General features: G+C 64.0%; 18 protein-coding genes. 14 read left to right on the forward strand and 4 right to left on the reverse strand.

Annotation, left to right across the window (positions count from 1 at the left end):
* Positions 1-238: 238 nt before the first annotated feature.
* The 14 genes from EDC39_RS12225 to EDC39_RS12290 all read left to right on the forward strand — a co-directional run bounded on the left by EDC39_RS12225 (position 239) and on the right by EDC39_RS12290 (position 12,059).
* Positions 239-535 (forward strand): hypothetical protein, encoded by a 297-nt coding sequence (locus EDC39_RS12225; RefSeq protein ID WP_148896682.1) that lies wholly within the window; start codon positions 239-241, stop codon positions 533-535.
* Positions 536-731: 196 nt separating this feature from the next.
* The gene (gene rplU, locus EDC39_RS12230; RefSeq protein ID WP_148896683.1) at positions 732-1,040 is read left to right on the forward strand and encodes a 50S ribosomal protein L21; all 309 of its coding nucleotides are present in this window, start codon (positions 732-734) and stop codon (positions 1,038-1,040) included.
* 12 nt (positions 1,041-1,052) lie between these two features.
* Positions 1,053-1,307: a 50S ribosomal protein L27 gene (rpmA, locus tag EDC39_RS12235; protein WP_148896684.1), complete on the forward strand. Its 255-nt coding sequence runs from the start codon at positions 1,053-1,055 to the stop codon at positions 1,305-1,307.
* Positions 1,308-1,451: 144 nt separating this feature from the next.
* Positions 1,452-2,474, forward strand: a complete 1,023-nt coding sequence (gene obgE, locus EDC39_RS12240; RefSeq protein WP_148896685.1) for a GTPase ObgE — start codon at positions 1,452-1,454, stop codon at positions 2,472-2,474.
* 58 nt (positions 2,475-2,532) lie between these two features.
* A complete protein-coding gene (gene proB / locus EDC39_RS12245) occupies positions 2,533-3,693 on the forward strand; it encodes a glutamate 5-kinase (protein WP_148896686.1) in 1,161 nt (386 codons plus the stop codon).
* Positions 3,680-4,936 (forward strand): glutamate-5-semialdehyde dehydrogenase, encoded by a 1,257-nt coding sequence (locus EDC39_RS12250; RefSeq protein WP_148896687.1) that lies wholly within the window; start codon positions 3,680-3,682, stop codon positions 4,934-4,936. Before proB ends, EDC39_RS12250 begins: the two co-directional genes overlap by 14 nt.
* A gap of 10 nt (positions 4,937-4,946) precedes the next feature.
* Complete coding sequence (gene nadD / locus EDC39_RS12255) at positions 4,947-5,591, forward strand: nicotinate-nucleotide adenylyltransferase (RefSeq protein ID WP_148896688.1); 645 nt, start codon at positions 4,947-4,949, stop codon at positions 5,589-5,591.
* A 14-nt stretch (positions 5,592-5,605) separates the two neighbouring features.
* Complete coding sequence (gene rsfS / locus EDC39_RS12260) at positions 5,606-5,968, forward strand: ribosome silencing factor (RefSeq protein WP_148896689.1); 363 nt, start codon at positions 5,606-5,608, stop codon at positions 5,966-5,968.
* Complete coding sequence (locus EDC39_RS12265; protein WP_148896690.1) at positions 5,965-6,438, forward strand: 23S rRNA (pseudouridine(1915)-N(3))-methyltransferase RlmH; 474 nt, start codon at positions 5,965-5,967, stop codon at positions 6,436-6,438. Before rsfS ends, EDC39_RS12265 begins: the two co-directional genes overlap by 4 nt.
* A gap of 18 nt (positions 6,439-6,456) precedes the next feature.
* Positions 6,457-6,810, forward strand: coding sequence for a TraR/DksA family transcriptional regulator (locus tag EDC39_RS12270; RefSeq protein WP_148896691.1), 354 nt, complete (start codon positions 6,457-6,459; stop codon positions 6,808-6,810).
* Positions 6,811-6,854: 44 nt separating this feature from the next.
* A complete protein-coding gene (locus tag EDC39_RS12275) occupies positions 6,855-8,213 on the forward strand; it encodes a tetratricopeptide repeat protein (RefSeq protein ID WP_148896692.1) in 1,359 nt (452 codons plus the stop codon).
* Between the two features lie 6 nt (positions 8,214-8,219).
* A complete protein-coding gene (gene gpmI, locus EDC39_RS12280) occupies positions 8,220-9,773 on the forward strand; it encodes a 2,3-bisphosphoglycerate-independent phosphoglycerate mutase (RefSeq protein ID WP_148896693.1) in 1,554 nt (517 codons plus the stop codon).
* A 28-nt stretch (positions 9,774-9,801) separates the two neighbouring features.
* Positions 9,802-10,581 (forward strand): ComF family protein, encoded by a 780-nt coding sequence (locus EDC39_RS12285; protein WP_148896694.1) that lies wholly within the window; start codon positions 9,802-9,804, stop codon positions 10,579-10,581.
* Complete coding sequence (locus EDC39_RS12290; RefSeq protein WP_148896695.1) at positions 10,578-12,059, forward strand: PAS domain-containing sensor histidine kinase; 1,482 nt, start codon at positions 10,578-10,580, stop codon at positions 12,057-12,059. Before EDC39_RS12285 ends, EDC39_RS12290 begins: the two co-directional genes overlap by 4 nt.
* A 19-nt stretch (positions 12,060-12,078) precedes the next feature.
* Here EDC39_RS12290 and EDC39_RS12295 read toward each other — a convergent pair whose 3' ends face one another.
* Genes EDC39_RS12295 through EDC39_RS12310 form a run of 4 tightly spaced genes read right to left on the reverse strand, consistent with a single transcriptional unit; the run spans position 12,079 to position 16,448 of the window.
* Complete coding sequence (locus EDC39_RS12295) at positions 12,079-12,537, reverse strand: hydrogenase maturation protease (RefSeq protein WP_148896696.1); 459 nt, start codon at positions 12,535-12,537, stop codon at positions 12,079-12,081.
* Positions 12,524-13,801 (reverse strand): Ni/Fe hydrogenase subunit alpha, encoded by a 1,278-nt coding sequence (locus tag EDC39_RS12300; RefSeq protein WP_148896697.1) that lies wholly within the window; start codon positions 13,799-13,801, stop codon positions 12,524-12,526. The genes EDC39_RS12295 and EDC39_RS12300 overlap by 14 nt, the downstream gene beginning before the upstream one ends.
* Positions 13,798-14,538 carry an NADH-quinone oxidoreductase subunit B family protein gene (locus EDC39_RS12305; RefSeq protein WP_187426790.1) on the reverse strand — a complete coding sequence of 247 codons (741 nt, stop codon included), beginning with the start codon at positions 14,536-14,538 and terminating at the stop codon, positions 13,798-13,800. Before EDC39_RS12305 ends, EDC39_RS12300 begins: the two co-directional genes overlap by 4 nt.
* Positions 14,535-16,448, reverse strand: a complete 1,914-nt coding sequence (locus EDC39_RS12310; protein ID WP_148896699.1) for a 4Fe-4S dicluster domain-containing protein — start codon at positions 16,446-16,448, stop codon at positions 14,535-14,537. Before EDC39_RS12310 ends, EDC39_RS12305 begins: the two co-directional genes overlap by 4 nt.
* Positions 16,449-16,494 lie beyond the last annotated feature (46 nt).

Here is a 16,494-nt window from a genome sequence, read left to right on the forward strand (position 1 = left end):
GTGACCGGTGGTCACGATCAAAGGCGAGAAAGGCTAAATCTCTCGCGCGGGAGTCGTTTTTTCAATTGACCGGTGTCTTTTTAATGGGTGACCCCTATTTTGCAAACACAAAATCAAGAGGACGGAAAATATAGGCGTACTTCTCGAAAAACGAAATCTGAAACGTCGGTGGTTAACACAAGCTCGCGTCGCCACCTCTTATCATGTACCGTTAGCTTACAAATAATGAGAGAAGCAAATGGAACTGATTGACAAAATACTAGAACTAGAAATTGAAGAATCTAAAAAAAAGGAACTATTGAAAATCGCACAAAACTACGAGAAAAAATCTGGTTTTTTCGCTGGAATTTTAGCATTAATTCTATTAGGAATAATAGCAGCAGGAGGCTTCTGGTTCGCTAAATTTCACCAGTTTTCATATACTTTAAAACCCTTGGAATCGGAAATAGTCCTGGCAGAAAAGACATGGTGGGGACTTTTTGAGCACGAGCAAATTTTCACCTGTAATGGAGACAAAATAATCCAGAAAAAGTAGCAAACCACATGGGTCGAGCGAAAAAAACTGACCCAGCCTGAAGGCGGGTAGTTGCCACCGGCCCCCCGCTTTCAGGCCCCGCCCACCCCCTCCCCGAATCCCGGATTTTCTCTTGACAGCCCCCCGGCAGGGGCAATATAGTGCGTTGTTCCGGGTGAATACCGGACCAGACCCAGACGAGAGCGAGGTGAGTTGGATGTACGCGGTGATCAAGACCGGAGGCAAGCAATACAAAGTTTCCGAAGGCGACCTGCTGAAGGTCGAAAAACTGGAAGGCGCGGTGGGTGACACCATCGAGCTGAGTGAAGTCCTCATGGTCGGCGGAGAAGAGGTCAAGATCGGAACACCTCTATTGCCTGGCGCGAAAGTGAAGGCGCAAATCGTCGAACAGGGCAAGGGCAAGAAGATCCTTGTCTTCAAGTCGAAGCGGCGCAAGAACTATCGCAAGAAGTACGGGCACCGCCAACCCATCACACGCCTGAAAATCACGGGCATCGAAGCTTAAGGAGAAAAACCCATGGCACACAAAAAAGCGGGTGGCAGCTCCAAAAACGGTCGCGACAGCATTGGCAAGCGCCTCGGTGTCAAGCGCTTCGGTGGCCAGAAGGTCAGCGCCGGCTCGATTCTTGTGCGTCAGCGCGGCACCACCATCCATCCCGGCAACAACGTCGGCTGCGGCAAGGACTACACCCTGTACGCCCTGGTCGATGGCGTGGTGAAATTCGAGCGCTACGGCAAGACCCGCAAGAAGGTCAGCGTCTACGCCGACTGAGTTGCACCCATGACAGCAGACACCAAAAGCCCGAGGTTCGTCGAACTTCGGGCTTTTGGTTTAAAAAGGCAGGCACCGGGCATCAGACAGCGGGGACTTCATCTCCCAGAACCAGCCGCCTGACGCCCGACACCCGACATTTCCATGAACTTCGTCGATGAAGTAAGAATCCATGTCAAGGCCGGCGACGGCGGTCGCGGCTGCGTCTCCTTCCGGCGGGAGCGGTTCGTACCCAAGGGGGGACCGGACGGCGGCGACGGCGGCGACGGCGGCGACGTGCTGTTCGAGGTCGACGGCGGGCTGTCGACCCTGCTCGACCTGCGCTACCAGAAGGTCTACCGGGCCGGCAACGGCGCGCCGGGCATGGGCAAGAACCGCCACGGCCGCAACGGCGACGACCTGATCCTCAGGGTGCCGCCCGGCACCCTGGTCTACGACGAACAGACGGGGGAAAAGCTGGCCGATCTCACCGCGGTGGGCGAGCGGATTCTGCTGTTGCGCGGCGGCCGCGGCGGCCGCGGCAACGCCCGCTTCGCCAGCAGCACCAACCAGGCGCCGCGCTACGCCCAGCCCGGGCTTCCCGGGGAGGAACGTCAGCTGCGCCTTGAGCTGAAACTGCTGGCCGACGTCGGCCTGATCGGCCTGCCCAACGCCGGCAAGAGCACCCTGATCAGCGCCGTTTCCGCCGCCCGGCCCAAGATCGCCGACTATCCCTTCACCACCCTGGTGCCGAACCTGGGGGTGGTGCGCTACGGAGGCTTTCGCAGCTTCGTCATGGCCGACATCCCCGGACTGATCGAGGGCGCCAGCCAGGGGCAGGGTCTGGGCACCCGCTTTCTGCGCCATGTCGAACGGACCGACCTCTTTCTGCACCTGGTCGATCTCTCCGACCTGCAGGAGCAGGACCCGGTCGAAAGCTTCGACATGCTCGGCCGCGAACTGCGCCAGCACAACCCGCTGCTGGCCGACAAACCCCGCTTCGTGGTGCTGACCAAGCAGGACCTGACCGAAGTGCGGGAACGCACGCCGGCCATGCGCCGGCTGTTCGAAGACCGCGGCTACCGGGTGTTCTGCATCTCGGCCGCCACCGGCGAAGGGCTGAATGAGCTGGTCGCCGCCCTGGGGCGGGAACTCGACCGCCGGCGCGCCGAAAAAGAGGAGAGTTGACAACGGGCGGCCACCGCAAGTAGAGTTTGTTTTTCCATAAAAACCGGACAGTTAGAATATGCGCAAAGACATTCTCGCATCCGTCCGCCGCCTGGTCATCAAGATCGGAAGCGGCGTCATCTCCACCGACCAGGGGCTGGACGCGGCCCGCATCGCGGCCATCTGCGAGGATGTCGACACCCTGCTGCGCCGGGGATACGAAATCATCCTGGTTTCCTCCGGCGCCGTCGCCGCCGGCAAAAAGGAGCTGGGCATCGACGGCCGGCCGCCGAGCATCCCGCTGCGCCAGGCGGCAGCCGCCATCGGCCAGAGCCGGCTGATGCGCGCCTACAAGGAGCAGTTGCGGCCGCGCGGACATCTGGTGGCCCAGGTTCTGCTCACCCGCGATGACCTGAACAACCGGCGACGCTACCTCAACGCCCGCAACACCCTGATGACCCTGCTGGAACATCGGGTGATCCCGATCATCAACGAAAACGACACCGTCGTCGTCGAGGAGCTGCGCTTCGGCGACAACGACAATCTCTCGGCAATGACCGCCAACCTGGTCGAGGCCAACCTGCTGGTCATCCTCTCGGACGTCGACGGCCTGTACGACCGCGATCCGGGCAGGCATCCGGACGCCCGCCTGCTGCACGAGGTCGAGAGGATCACTCCCGAGATCGAGGCAATGGCCGGCGAATCAGCCTCGAAACTGGGAACCGGCGGCATGGTCACCAAACTGAAGGCGGCACAGCGGGCCAGCCTCTGCGGCGCGGCGACCGTCATTCTCAACGGCAAAAAAACGGGACAGCTCCTGCGCCTGTTCGCCGGCGAGCCGGTCGGCACCCTTTTCCGGCCGGCCCCCGGAAAGATGGCCGCCCGCAAGCACTGGATCGCCTTCACCAAGAAACCGCAGGGGAGCCTGCGCCTCGACGAGGGCGCCGCCCGGGCGCTGACCGCCCAGGGCAAGAGCCTGCTGCCGACCGGCATCATCGGCATGGAAGGGCGCTTCGAGCGCGGCGACGCCGTCCGTATCTGCGACCGGCAGGGCCGGGAGCTGGCGCGCGGCATCGTCAACTACGCCCACGACGAGCTGGCCCGTATCATGGGCCGCAAGACTTTCGATATCGAGGCCGTTCTCGGCTACAAATATGGAGATGAAATCGTGCACCGGGACGACCTGGTCCTCGACCGGGACCGTACCCGCGCCATGGAGGAGAGCGATGACCATTCGTGAGCAGATGCTCCAGATAGCCCGGGAGGCCAAAGAGGCGTCCCGCATCGTTGCCGGCCTTTCGAGCCGGATCAAGAACGAGCTGCTGTGCGGCATGGCCGACGCGCTGGAGGCCGAAAAGGAAAGCCTGCAGCGGCAAAACGCCCTCGACCTGGAGGCCGGACGCGCCAACGGCCTGTCGGCGGCCATGCTCGACCGTCTGGAGCTGACCGAAAGCCGCATCCGCGGCATGGCCGACGGCCTGCGGGAAGTTGCCGCCCTGCCCGATCCGGTGGGCGAGATCACCGGCATGTGGAAACGGCCGAACGAACTGCAGGTCGGACGCATGCGCATTCCGCTGGGGGTCATCGGCATCATCTACGAAAGCCGGCCCAACGTCACCGCCGACGCCGCCGGGCTCTGCCTGAAGAGCGGCAACGCCGTCATTCTGCGCGGCGGTTCGGAAGCGATTCATTCCAACACCGCCATCGGCGCCATTCTGCGTGAGCAACTCAAGCGACGGAACCTGCCGGAGGCCGCCGTCCAAGTGGTTCCCACCACCGACCGCCAGGCGGTGACCGAACTGCTGAAGCTGGAGGAGCAGATCGATCTCGTCATCCCCCGCGGCGGCGAGGGCCTGATCCGCTTCGTGGCGGAAAACTCGCGGATTCCGGTGATCAAGCACTACAAGGGGGTCTGCCATGTCTACGTCGACGCCGATGCCGACTTCGACATGGCCGAGCGGATCGCCCTCAACGCCAAGGTGCAGCGCCCCGGCGTCTGCAACGCCATGGAAACCCTGCTGATCCACCAGGATATCGCCGAAACCTTCGTCCCCCGCATCACCGCCGCCCTGCAGCAGGCCGGAGTCGAAGTCCGCGGCTGCCCGGTGGTCCGGAAATTCGCCCCTGAGGTCGCGGCGGCCGGCGAAGAGGACTGGGCAGCCGAATATCTCGACCTGATCCTGGCGGTGCGGGTGGTGGCGTCGATCGACGAGGCGATCGACCACATCAACCGCTACGGCTCGCTGCACACCGAGGCGATCGTCACCCGCGACTACGCCCGGGCGCAACAGTTCCTGCGGCAGGTCAATTCCAGCACCGTGGTGGTCAACGCCTCGACCCGCTTCGCCGACGGCGGCCAGCTCGGACTCGGCGCCGAAATCGGCATTTCCACCACCAAGCTCCACTCCTTCGGCCCCATGGGTCTGGAGGATCTGACCACCCGCAAGTTCATCGTCTTGGGCGAAGGGCAGGTGCGGGAGTAGCGGAGGCGCGATGAAGACCGGCATCCTCGGCGGCACCTTCAATCCCATCCATCTGGCCCATCTGCGGATCGCCGAGGAGGTGCGGGAAGCCTGCGGCCTGGACCGGGTCCTCTTTCTCGTCGCGGACACGCCGCCGCACAAGCGGATCGCGGCCAGGGTCCCCTTCGCCACCCGCCTCGCCATGGTCGAGGTGGCGATCGCCGATCACCCGGCCTTCGCCGCCTGCGCCATCGAGCGTGAGCACCCCGGCCCCAACTACACGGTCGACACCCTGCAACGGCTGCACGAGCTCTACCCGCAGGACGAGTTCTACTTCATCATCGGTTTCGATTCCTTCCGCGACCTTCCGTCCTGGAAGGATTACGCCCGGATTCCCGAACTGACCAACCTGGTGGTCGCCCATCGCCCCGGCGCCGAGGCGACCGAGCCCATGCAGCTGCTGCCCGTTGCAGTGCAAAAACAGTTCTGTTATAGTTGCTCACCCGAAAAATGGCGCCATCGGAGCGGAAACTGGCTGATTTTTCTCCAGGAAACCCGCCTCGACATTTCGTCGACCGCGATCCGGCGGCTGGTGGCCGAACGACGTTCCATCCGCTACCTGGTCCCCGATCCGGTCGTCGACCTGATCGAGAGGGAACAGCTCTATCGGATTTGAGAAAGGACTGGCATTTGCAACCGAAAGATCGGGCCCTGCTGTGCGCCGGCCTGGCGCTCGACAAGAAAGCACTCGACCTGAAGATTCTCGAAGTCGCCGGCATCTCCTCCCTGACCGACTACCTCGTCATCGCCTCCGGCACCTCCGACCGGCACGTCCAGGCGGTGGCGGAGAACATCCGTCTGGAAATGAAACACCGGCACCAGTGCAGCCCGCTGGCGGTGGAAGGCATGGACGAGGGCCGCTGGGTCCTCATCGACTACGGCGACGTCATGGTGCACGTCTTTCAGCCCCAGGTGCGTGAATTCTACGACCTGGAGGGGCTGTGGAGCGAGGCGAGTGAAATCCCGCAGCCGGCAGCGGAGACCGTCGGGTGAAGATCCGCCTGATCTGCGTCGGCAGGCTTTCTTTGTCCTTCATCAGGGACGGCGCCGCCGAATACCGGAAGCGGCTGCAGCGCTACCTGCCGGTGGAGATCATCGAACTGAAGGAAGAGAAGAGCGGCGGCAAGACACTGCCCGACACGATCAGAAGCCGCGAAGGGCGGGCGATTCTCGACCAGGTCCGCCGGCCGGGCAGACTGTGGGCGCTGGACGAGAAGGGACAACAGACCGACTCGGCGGGGTTGGCCCGCCTGATCGAGCAGGAGATGACCGCCGGCAGCCGCTACCTGAACGTCGTCATCGGCGGCGCCTGGGGTCTGAGTGCGGAGGTCACCGGCAGCGCCGACAGGGTTCTCTCCCTCTCCCGGCTGACCTTCACCCACCAGATGGCACGGCTGATCGCCCTCGAACAGCTCTACCGGGGGCTGACCATTATCCGCAACGAACCTTACCATAACGCCTGAAAGGGGGCAGGAGGGGTCATGAACCAGGAAGAACTCGAAACAGCTCGCAAGACCCTTCTGGAGATGCGCCGGCAGGTTCTCCAGGAGACACAGGAATCGCTCAACACTTACCGCGAACTCGGCCAGGAAAACCTGCCGGACATCAGCGACGTCTCGGCCAACGCCGCCAACCGCAACGTCCTGCTCAACCTGAGCGAAAACCTGCGGCAAAAGCTGCGGGACATTGATACCGCCCTGGAAAAGATCGACAACGGCGAATACGGCATCTGCGCCCGCTGCGAGGAAGAGATCAGCCCCCAGCGCATGAAGGTCCGCCCCTTCTCCCGCTACTGCATCGAGTGCAAGACGGACATCGAAAAATTCGGCGAATAGGTTACAATGAATAGCCAGTGGACTACAGGCCTCGGGAGCACGCCATGACGATTCTCGGATTTCTCTTGCTGATCATCCTCTTTCTCTCCTTCTTCATCTACTGCAGCTGGCTCAACCCGGAGGACATCACCCTCTACTACTGGCCCGACCACAGCATCACCTTCTCGCCGGCCCTGCTCATCCTCGGCTTTGTTCTCGTCGGCCTGGTCATCGGCTACGGCGCCCACATCTACAGCCTCATCACCCACCAGCTCAAGCACTGGCGCCGCGATCGCAACGAAAAGAAGGCCAAGGAAATCGAAACCATCTACCGGGAAGGGGTCAGCCGGCTGCTGTCCGGCGACCTGAAGAAGGCCCGCACCCTGCTGCAAAAGGCCCTGGACCGCGATCCGAAACGGGTCGACACCCTGATCGCCATGGCCAACCTCGAGCTGCAGGACGGCCAGGGCGAGGCGGCGATCAAGCTGCTCAGCCAGGCCTGGCAGATCGACCCGAAAAACCTCGAACCGCTGTTCAAGCTCGCCAGCACCCACGAAGAGATGGGCAACATCGACCAGGCCCGCGCCGCCTACCAGGAAATCCTGGCGCTGGAGGCCGGCAACCGCAAGGCGCTCCGCTCCCTGCGCAGCCTGGCCATGAAGGAAGGCAACTGGGAAGAGGCCCTCGAGCTGCAGAAGCGGGTGATCAAGGTCGCCCAGGGCAGCAGCCGGCTGGACGAGGAGAAGAAGCTGCTGTCCCGGCTGCGCTACGAAGTCGCCCGCGGCCGGCTCGAGGCCGGCAAGGCCGACGAGGCGCTGGGCGCCTTCCAGGAACTGGTCAAGGAGCAGCCCGATTTCGTTCCCGCCCGCGTCTCCCTCGGTGATGCGCAGCTCGCCCTGAACCGCAGCGACGAGGCGGTGCAGACCTGGCAGGAAGGCTACAGAAAACTGGGACGCGGCGTCTTCCTCTCCCGGCTCGAGGACCATTTCATGGGCGTCGAGGATCCCGCCAGCCTGCTGGCCTTCTACCGCGCGGAGGTTGAAAAGCAGCCGGATGACATGATGCTGCGCCTCTTTTTCGGCAAGTTCTGCCTGCGGCTGGAGATGGTCGACGAAGCGATCGAACAGCTCCAGACGGTCGAAAACGCCGGCGTCGAATCGAGCCAGCTCAACTTCCTGCTCGGCGAGGCCTATCGGCGCCGCGACCGCCTGCCGGAGGCGATCGAGGAATACCAGCGCGCCCTCGGCACCAACAAGCACCTGCGGCTCGGCTACGTCTGCGACAATTGCGGCACCCCGTCGGAGGAGTGGCACAGCCGCTGCGACAGCTGCAGCACCTGGGGCAGCCTGAGTCTCATCAACCGTCAGCTCTTCCGTGACGCCCGCCCACTGGAAGTGCGGGAGATTCACCACGGGGAAAGATAGCCAGACATGAAAGACAACCCGCGCAAGCCCCTGGCCCTGATCATCCTCGATGGCTGGGGCCAGGCCGAATGTACCGACACCAACGCCGTCTGCCAGGCGAAAACCCCGGTGCTCGACCGCCTGTTCAGCCAATATCCCCACACCCTGCTCGGAGCGTCGGGAGAGGACGTCGGTCTTCCCGCCGGCCAGATGGGCAATTCGGAGGTCGGCCATCTCAACATCGGCGCCGGCCGCATCGTCTACCAGGACCTGACCCGCATCAGCAAGGCCATCGCCGACGGCGACTTCTTCCGCAACCCGGTTCTTTGCCGGGCGATGGACGCCATCCGCGAAAGCGGCGGCAGGCTGCACCTGTTCGGCCTGCTTTCCGACGGCGGCGTCCATTCCCACAACAGCCACCTGTACGCCCTAGTGCGCATGGCCCGTGATCACGGGATCGGCGACATCTGCATCCACGCCTTCATGGACGGTCGCGACACGCCGCCCAAAAGCGGCGCCGGCTACCTGGAACAGCTGGAAGCCGAACTGCAGCGGCTCGGCACCGGCCGGATAGCCACAGTGATCGGCCGCTACTTCGCCATGGACCGGGACAACCGCTGGGACCGCATCGAAAAGGCCTGGCGCGCCCTGACCCGGGGCGAGGGCGAAGCGGCCACCGACAGCGCGCAGGCGATCGCAAGCGCCTACGCCGCCGGTCAGACCGACGAATTCGTCGAGCCGCGCGTCATTCAGGCCGACGGCCTCGCCGTCGGCCCGGTCCGCTCCGGCGACGGCGTCATCTTTTTCAACTTTCGCGCCGACCGCGCCCGCGAACTGACCCGCGTTTTCAACGAACGTGAATTCTCCGGTTTCGACCGCGGCGAGGTGCCCGACCTGGCCGCCTGGGTCTGCCTGACCGAGTACGACGAGACCTTCGGCCTGCCCATTGCCTTTCCGCCGGAGAGCTACGCCGACATTCTCGGCGAGGTGCTGGCCCGGGCCGGCAAGACCCAGCTGCGCATCGCCGAGACCGAAAAGTACGCTCACGTCACCTTCTTTTTCAACGGCGGCGGCGAGGAGCCCTTCCCCGGCGAAAAGCGGATTCTGATCCCTTCGCCCCAGGAAGTGGCGACCTACGACCAGAAACCGGAAATGAGCGCCCGCGAAGTGACAAACACCGTGATCCGGGAGATCGAAAGCGGCGCCCACGACGTCATCGTGCTCAACTTCGCCAATCCCGACATGGTCGGCCACACCGGGGTCATGGAAGCCGCCGTCAGGGCGATGGAAACCGTGGACGACTGCCTGGGGAAGGTGGTCGAGGCGGTGCTGGCCGCCGGCGGCGAGCTGCTGATCACCGCCGACCATGGCAACTGCGAAAAGATGGTCGACGAACAGGGACGGCCGCACACGGCGCATACCGACAACCCGGTGGCCCTGCTGCTGGTCAGTGACAGATTGCGGCAGGCCCGGCTCAAAAACGGCATCCTGGCCGATATCGCGCCGACCATGCTCGACCTGCTCGGACTGGAAAAACCGGCGGCCATGAGCGGACAGAGCCTGCTGCAAAAAACGCCCTGACGGCGGGCGGCGCCAAACCGGAGGGGAGATGAGATTTCACGGCCGGGACATCTGGAAAGAACTGTGTCATGCCGGCCGCCTGTTGCTGCCGCCGGTCTGTCCCGCCTGCGCCGGCCCGCTTGCCGGCGAGCAGACGTTCTGCGCCTCGTGCCTGACGGCGATCACGCCGCTGCCCAAAGCCCGCTGTCCCGTCTGCGCCCTTCCCTACCCTGCGACAGACGACATGCCCCACCTGTGCGGCGACTGCGCAAAACGGCGACCTCCCTTCGCCATCGTCCATGCCGCCGGACTCTACCAGGGGTTGTTGCGGGAACTGATTCACCGGCTCAAATATCACGCTGTTCCGTTGCTCGACCGTCCTCTGGCACGCCTTTTGGCACAGGCGCTGAGCCAGAACGGTGCCGGTTCCCCAGACCTCGTGCTCCCCGTCCCCCTGCACTACGAGCGGCTGAAAAAACGGACATTCAACCAGGCCCAGCTCATCGCCAGAGAACTGGCGCGAATTCTGCAAAGTTCCTTTTCCGACCGACTTCTCGTACGCCTAAGGCCGACGCCCCCGCAACAGAATCTGTCCGCAGAGCAGCGCCGCCGAAACCTGCGCGGCGCCTTCGGTGTCCAGGACCGCCTCGGCGGCCGACGGGTCCTGCTGGTCGACGATGTCATGACCACGGGAGCCACAGCCAGAACCTGCACCGAGGCACTGCTCGCCGCCGGCGCCGCCGAGGTCGAAATCGCCGTGGCGGGCCGGGCCGCCCGTTTCCTGCAGCCCGAATTCGTTCAGGCCGCATCCGTCCAAGTGAAGTCATGAGCGCCATAACCAACAGCAGAAAACTGATCGATCTTCTCTCGCTGAAGACGACCCTCGACACCATCCCCAGCGCACTCTTTCTGGTCGACCGCAACCAGCACATCGTCTACTGGAACCGCGCCGCCGAGGATCTGACCGGCTATCCGGCGGCGGAAATCCTCGGAAGACACTGCTCCATCCTCGAGGGGATCGAATGCGGCCGCAACTGCGGCCTGTACGATCCCGACATTCGCAAACCGATCCGCAACGCCATCTGCACCATCAAGACCAAAGAAGGCAAACCGCTGACCATCAGCAAGAACGTCGACTACCTGCGCCACGAGGGAAAGATTGTCGGCGGCATCGAATCCTTCATCGACCTGAGCCGGCAGATACGGCTGGAACAGCGACTGCGCGCCCACGGCCGCAAGCTCGAGGAGGCGGTCGCCAGACGGACCCGCGAACTGGAAGAAGAGAAGAAACGCTTGAGCAACCTGCTCGAGGCAATGACCGATTTCGCCTACATCGTCACTCCCGACAACCGCATCGAATACATGAATCCGGCCATGATCGCCTGTTTCGGTGACCAGACCGGCAAAATCTGCCATGAAGCTCTCTATGGTAAAAAACAACCCTGTGTCCACTGCCCCTCCGCCCAGATTCTGGCGGGAAAAGTAATGCGGGAAGAACGCTCCAACCCGCGAACCGGCAAAATCTATGAAATTCTGCACACTCCACTGCATGGCCCGAATGGCCCAGAACGAAAGCTGGCCGTCTGTCGGGACATCACCGAACGCAAGGAAGCCGAAGAAGCCCTGCGACAGGCCAACGCCGAGCTGGCGTCCTTCGCCCACACCGTTTCCCACGACCTTCGTACGCCGTTGACCCCGATCATCGGCTATGCCGAATTCCTTCAAATGGAATATGGCAACCAGCTCGATGAACGCGCCCGGGAGATCCTGAGCGATATCGAACAACAGGGCTACAAGCTGCTGCGAATGATGGAGGACCTGCTCAGTCTGGCCCAGGTGGGCCGGTTGCCGAACCGGGAACAGGCCGCGCCGATCCGGCCACTGGTCGAAGAAACCCTGCTGGAGCTGAGCGAGACCATCGACGAAAAAGGGGTCCGCATCGACCTCGGTCCGCTACCGGAAACGGTGCTGCCGGAGACCCCTCTGCGCCAGGTGATCAGCAACCTTCTGCGCAACGCCCTGGCTCACGGCTGCCCTCCGGGCGGCAGGATCGTCCTCGGCGGCGACCGGGCGGGAAGCTGTGTCCGCCTGTGGGTACGCGACTACGGCCGGGGGCTGCCGGACAGTGAAAAGGAAAGGATCTTCCGTCCCTTCACCCGCGGCGACAGGCCGCAGGGATCGGGAACCGGCATCGGCCTGGCCATCGTCGAGAAGATCGCCCGCCTCTATCACGGCCGGGTTCGGGTCGAGGATACGCCCGGCGGCGGCGCCACCTTCGTCATCGAGCTGAACGAAACCACCGGCTGACCACCGCACACCCCTCTCTTCATTCCGTCGCCAGCCTGGAGACGATCATCGCCGCCGCCCGCTTAACGCCTCTGGCGACCGCCGGACTCAGGGCCAGCCCGGGTTCGACCCGTTGCGGCTGAACAGCGAGCAGCAGCAACTCGTACGGCCACTCGCCGAGCTCCCTGGCCAGGGCCAGCACCGGAGCCAGATCGCCGTGAGCATCGAACGCCTCGCCGCCGGCCGGCGCCTCCAGCCCGAGATCGATCCAGCGGCAACTCCCCGCAGTCATCCCCATGTCGACGGCGTCGACCAGCCAGACCCGGCGGTACCCCCGCCAGAAATCGAGCAGGCTCAGCCCGCACAGGCCACCGTCCTCGACCGTCACCCCGGCCGGCAGCGGCCTCTGCCGCAACCGTTCGATGACGGCCGGCCCAACGCCGTCATCGCCCATGAGAAGGTTGCCGATGCCGAGAATGAGCAGGTCAGGCGAAGTCAATGGTCAACAGGTGGGTCGAGCAGCTGATGCAGGGATCGTAGGCCCGGATCAGCTGCTCGCACTGACGGGTCAGCTCTTCCCGGCCGGTCTCCAGCAGTTCGGGGACCCGGGCGCGAAGATCGGCCTCGATGTTCGCCAGGTTCTGCGCCGTGGGAATCAGGCAGTCGGCCTGTTCGATCCTCCCCTGGGCGTCATAGCTGTAGCTGTGAAAGAGCAGACCGCGCGGCGCCTCGATGACGGCAACCGCCCGGCCATGACGTTGCGGCGGCAGAGGTTCTTCGGCCTGCAATCCGGCCAGCAGCAGCTCGTCGATCAGGTGGATGGCCCGCTCCACTCCGTGGACCACCTCCACCAGCCGGGCGGCCAGAATGCGGTAGGGATTGGCCGTGTCCGGCGTCAACCCCAGAGCCTCGGCCACCTGCCGCGCCATCGGCGAGAGAAGGTCGAAATTGTTGCGCAGCCGGGCCAGCGGGCCGACCATGAAGCAGCGCCCCTGCAGGCGCGCGAACTTGGCCGTCGACCAGGGGACCAGGTACTCCTCCAGCACGTCACGATAATCCTCCACCGCGCAGTCGACGCCGCCGCTCGAAACCAGCTGGCGGCCGAACAGCGGATAGTCGTCGCCGCCGCGCAGGGAGAAGCAGTCGGTATCGCGTTCGAAATCCGGATAGTCGAGGCTGCCGAAAATCTCGACGCTCGCCTCCAGATCGGGCAGCACCCGGACCAGCCGCCGGCGCAGCTCCTGCAGGTCGGCGGCCTCGGGCAGACGGGCGAAACCGCCGACCACCGGCGTTACCGGATGCACCGGCCGGCCGCCGACCACCCGCAGGATGTCGTTGGCCAGCTTCTTCAGTTCGAGGGCATGCTGCACCAGGGCGCGTTCCGTATGCACCAGCGGCAGAATGCTCGCCTCGCCGTAATAGTCGGGCAGCGCCATGAAGAAAAGCTGCACCAGATGACTCTGCAGGATCTCGCCAAAGGCCAGCAGGCGCCGCAGCGACTGCGTCTGTTCACTCACCTCGATCCCCAGAGCCTGCTCGGTGGCCTGCAGGGAAACCAGGGTATGGGAATTGGAACAGATGCCGCAGATGCGGGCGGCGATGTGAGCGACATCGCTGTAGTGCCTTCCGGTGAGCATCGGCTCGAAAAAGCGCGGCGCCTCGACGATCTCGAGCCTCAGCTCGCGCACCGTGCCGCGCACGCTGTCGATCACCAGGTTGGCATGACCCTCGATGCGGGCGAGATGATTGACGGCAATTTTCATTTCTTCGCCTCTCCGCCCAGGTTGTACAGCCGCAGCTCGTCGCGGATCTGCTCCTCGCTCAGTCCGTACTCCTCGAGAATCCGGTAATAGGGCCCGGAACGGGGAGCGTCAACCATCCCCCGGCAGCCGCGGCACCGGTCACCCTCGGCGATGCAGTGGGCATTGCAGCCGGCCCGGGTGATCGGCCCGAGACAGATGACGTCCCGCTCGAAGGTGCAGGGCAACTCGCGCAGCTTGCACTCGGCGCAGACGGCGAAGGTCGGCAGCTCCGGTGTACGGCCGATAAGCAGGGCCTGCAGCACTGTGAGGAATTCACCACCGTCGATGGGACAGCCGGGAACCCGACCGTCGACCGGAACAAAGGCTTCGAGCGGACGCGGCCGACCGGCGACCAGAAACGCCTCCCCCTTGTCACCATACACCTCCCGCACCAGCTCCGCGACCGGCCGATCGCTCGTCAGGGCGTTGATCCCGGCGGTATCGGCGCAGGCGCCGAGGGCGATGAGCTGCCGGCTGCGCGCGCGGATGGCTCTGAGACGCTTCACATCCTCCGGCCGGCAGATGCTCCCCTCGACAAAGGCGATGTCCAGCTCTTCGCCGTGGGCGGAGCTGATCTCCCGGAATTCGACGATCTCCATCAGCTCGACCAGGTCGAGCAGTTCATTCTCCAGGTTGAGCACCGTCAGCTGGCAGCCTTCGCAGCTGGCGAAATCGAAGAATCCGACCCGTGGCTTCATCGCTCGATCGCCTCCCGCAGATGACGGATGCGACTGTAGGGGAAGATCGGACCGCACTGGCAGACGGTGATGTCGTTGATCTGGCATCGGCCGCACTTGCCGAGTCCGCACTTCATGTGCCGCTCGAGATTGAGGTAGACGCTGTCGGGGCTGAAACCGAGGCCGAACAGCAGCGGATTGACGTTGCGGTACATCACCGCCGGTCCGGAAACCGCCGCCACCGCACGGGCCGGAACGATGTCGAGATCGCGAAACAGGTGGGTGATGTCGCCGCCGGTCACCCCCCAGCGGGCGTTGAACTCCTGCACCGCGAACCGGCAGTCGAGTTCCTCCCCGAGATGCCAGCGCTTCAGATCGTCACGAAAGAGAAAGGCGTCGACGCTGCGCGAACCGTAGAGCAGCATCACCCGGCCGAAATCCTGCCGCCGCGCCAGGATGGTCAGCAGCAGGGAGCGCAGGGTGACCAGGCCGATGCCGCCGGCCACCAGCAGTACGTCCCTGCCGACGAACTCGTCGACCGGAAAGCCGTTGCCGAAGGGACCGCGCACGCCGATGGCCGCCCCGACAGAGAGCCGGTGCAGGGCTCGGGTGAGATTCCCCTTGGCGCGCACCACCAGCTCGATTTCACGGTTTTCCGGGTCGGGAGCCGAGGCGATGGTCAGCGGCGCCTCACCGACGCCGAACACCGAAACCTGCAGAAAGGCACCGGGACGAAAATCGACCGCCTTGGGCAGCCGCAGCCGGAAGAGCTTCTCCCGCTCGGTCAGCTCCTCGACATGGACCAGTTCGGCCATCTGCGGCTGATACTCGACACCGGGAGCCGGCGTCAACTCCGCCGTCGCCTGCTCGGTGAAGAGACTGTTGAGCACGTCGGTATTGTCGATGCCGGCCAGGCATTCCCGGCTGCAGCGTCCGCAGCCGACGCAAGCCGTCCGCTGGTGCTTCTCCCACAGGTACTTGTATTTGCGAAAGAACCGGTGCCGCTGGCGGTCGGTCTGGTCGGGCCTGAAATCGCTGCCGCCGGAAACGCGGGTGAACTGGTCGAACTGGCAGGAATCCCAGGTCCGCACCCGCTCGCCGCCCTTGAGATTGAGGTCGAGCCGGTCCTGGACGTTGAAGCAATAGCAGGTCGGGCAGAGCAGGTTGCAGGAGCCGCAGCCGATACAGCGGTCGCCGATCTTCTTCCACACCGGATGGTCGTAGACCTCGCCGAGAACCGGCGCCAGCGATTCGACCGGAAACCGGATGCTGCGGCGACAGGCCTTGCTGGCCGGTGCCAGATGCGGATCGTCGACCGGCTGCAGCTCCGGCAGGTGTCGCCGCAGGAGCTGCTGGCCGCGCAGGGTGCCGACCCGGGCCAGGTAGCCGTCATCGACCCGGTGCAAAAAGAGGTCGAAACCGCTGTCGATGCGGTCGGTGCCGAGGCTGGTGCAGAAGCAGTAGTCGTCCGGTTCGCAGTCGACGCCGATCAGCACCGTGGCCTGCCGCTTGGCCCGATAGGCGCTGTCCGCCTCCCCCTCGAACAGGCAGTCGTCGAGGATGCGCACTGCATGCAGATCACAGGGATGCATGCCGAAGATCACGCGCGGCATGGCGGCTTTTTCCGCCTCGAGCATGATCTTGCCGCCAAGGCGAAAGCGGAAGAGCTTCTCCCAGTTGGGAAAGAGGAATTTTTTCGGCGAATGGACCCGGGGCGGAAACTCCAGCGCCAGCTCGGCCGGGTCGGTAATGCGATCAAGGGTGTAGCGGCCGTTGCGGCAGCGGGCCCCCACCACCTCGTAGGCGCTGTTCAGCGAACGCACCAGACGATCGATGTCGGAGCGTGAGAGCCGGTACCAGGCAAGCGTCCCGGCCGGCGTTTCCGCCGGGCCGGGACGGGATCTGAGAGGTGTCGCGGCACGAGTTTCCAAGAAGAACCATTTCCTTCGCAAGAAAACAACTCCTCTCAGTCTACGT

The organism is Geothermobacter ehrlichii, from assembly GCF_008124615.1.
Lineage (GTDB): Bacteria > Desulfobacterota > Desulfuromonadia > Desulfuromonadales > Geothermobacteraceae > Geothermobacter > Geothermobacter ehrlichii.

What these genes read in the sequence shown, in the direction of transcription:
- EDC39_RS12305 (WP_187426790.1), bottom strand. Translation starts at nt 14,538, where the DNA reads ATGAAGCCACGGGTCGGATTCTTCGATTTCGCCAGCTGCGAAGGCTGC.
- gpmI (WP_148896693.1), top strand. Translation starts at nt 8,220, where the DNA reads ATGAAAGACAACCCGCGCAAGCCCCTGGCCCTGATCATCCTCGATGGC.
- obgE (WP_148896685.1), top strand. Translation starts at nt 1,452, where the DNA reads ATGAACTTCGTCGATGAAGTAAGAATCCATGTCAAGGCCGGCGACGGC.
- EDC39_RS12300 (WP_148896697.1), bottom strand. Translation starts at nt 13,801, where the DNA reads ATGAAAATTGCCGTCAATCATCTCGCCCGCATCGAGGGTCATGCCAAC.
- EDC39_RS12285 (WP_148896694.1), top strand. Translation starts at nt 9,802, where the DNA reads ATGAGATTTCACGGCCGGGACATCTGGAAAGAACTGTGTCATGCCGGC.
- EDC39_RS12250 (WP_148896687.1), top strand. Translation starts at nt 3,680, where the DNA reads ATGACCATTCGTGAGCAGATGCTCCAGATAGCCCGGGAGGCCAAAGAG.
- nadD (WP_148896688.1), top strand. Translation starts at nt 4,947, where the DNA reads ATGAAGACCGGCATCCTCGGCGGCACCTTCAATCCCATCCATCTGGCC.
- EDC39_RS12225 (WP_148896682.1), top strand. Translation starts at nt 239, where the DNA reads ATGGAACTGATTGACAAAATACTAGAACTAGAAATTGAAGAATCTAAA.
- rpmA (WP_148896684.1), top strand. Translation starts at nt 1,053, where the DNA reads ATGGCACACAAAAAAGCGGGTGGCAGCTCCAAAAACGGTCGCGACAGC.
- proB (WP_148896686.1), top strand. Translation starts at nt 2,533, where the DNA reads ATGCGCAAAGACATTCTCGCATCCGTCCGCCGCCTGGTCATCAAGATC.
- rplU (WP_148896683.1), top strand. Translation starts at nt 732, where the DNA reads ATGTACGCGGTGATCAAGACCGGAGGCAAGCAATACAAAGTTTCCGAA.
- EDC39_RS12290 (WP_148896695.1), top strand. Translation starts at nt 10,578, where the DNA reads ATGAGCGCCATAACCAACAGCAGAAAACTGATCGATCTTCTCTCGCTG.
- EDC39_RS12270 (WP_148896691.1), top strand. Translation starts at nt 6,457, where the DNA reads ATGAACCAGGAAGAACTCGAAACAGCTCGCAAGACCCTTCTGGAGATG.
- EDC39_RS12275 (WP_148896692.1), top strand. Translation starts at nt 6,855, where the DNA reads ATGACGATTCTCGGATTTCTCTTGCTGATCATCCTCTTTCTCTCCTTC.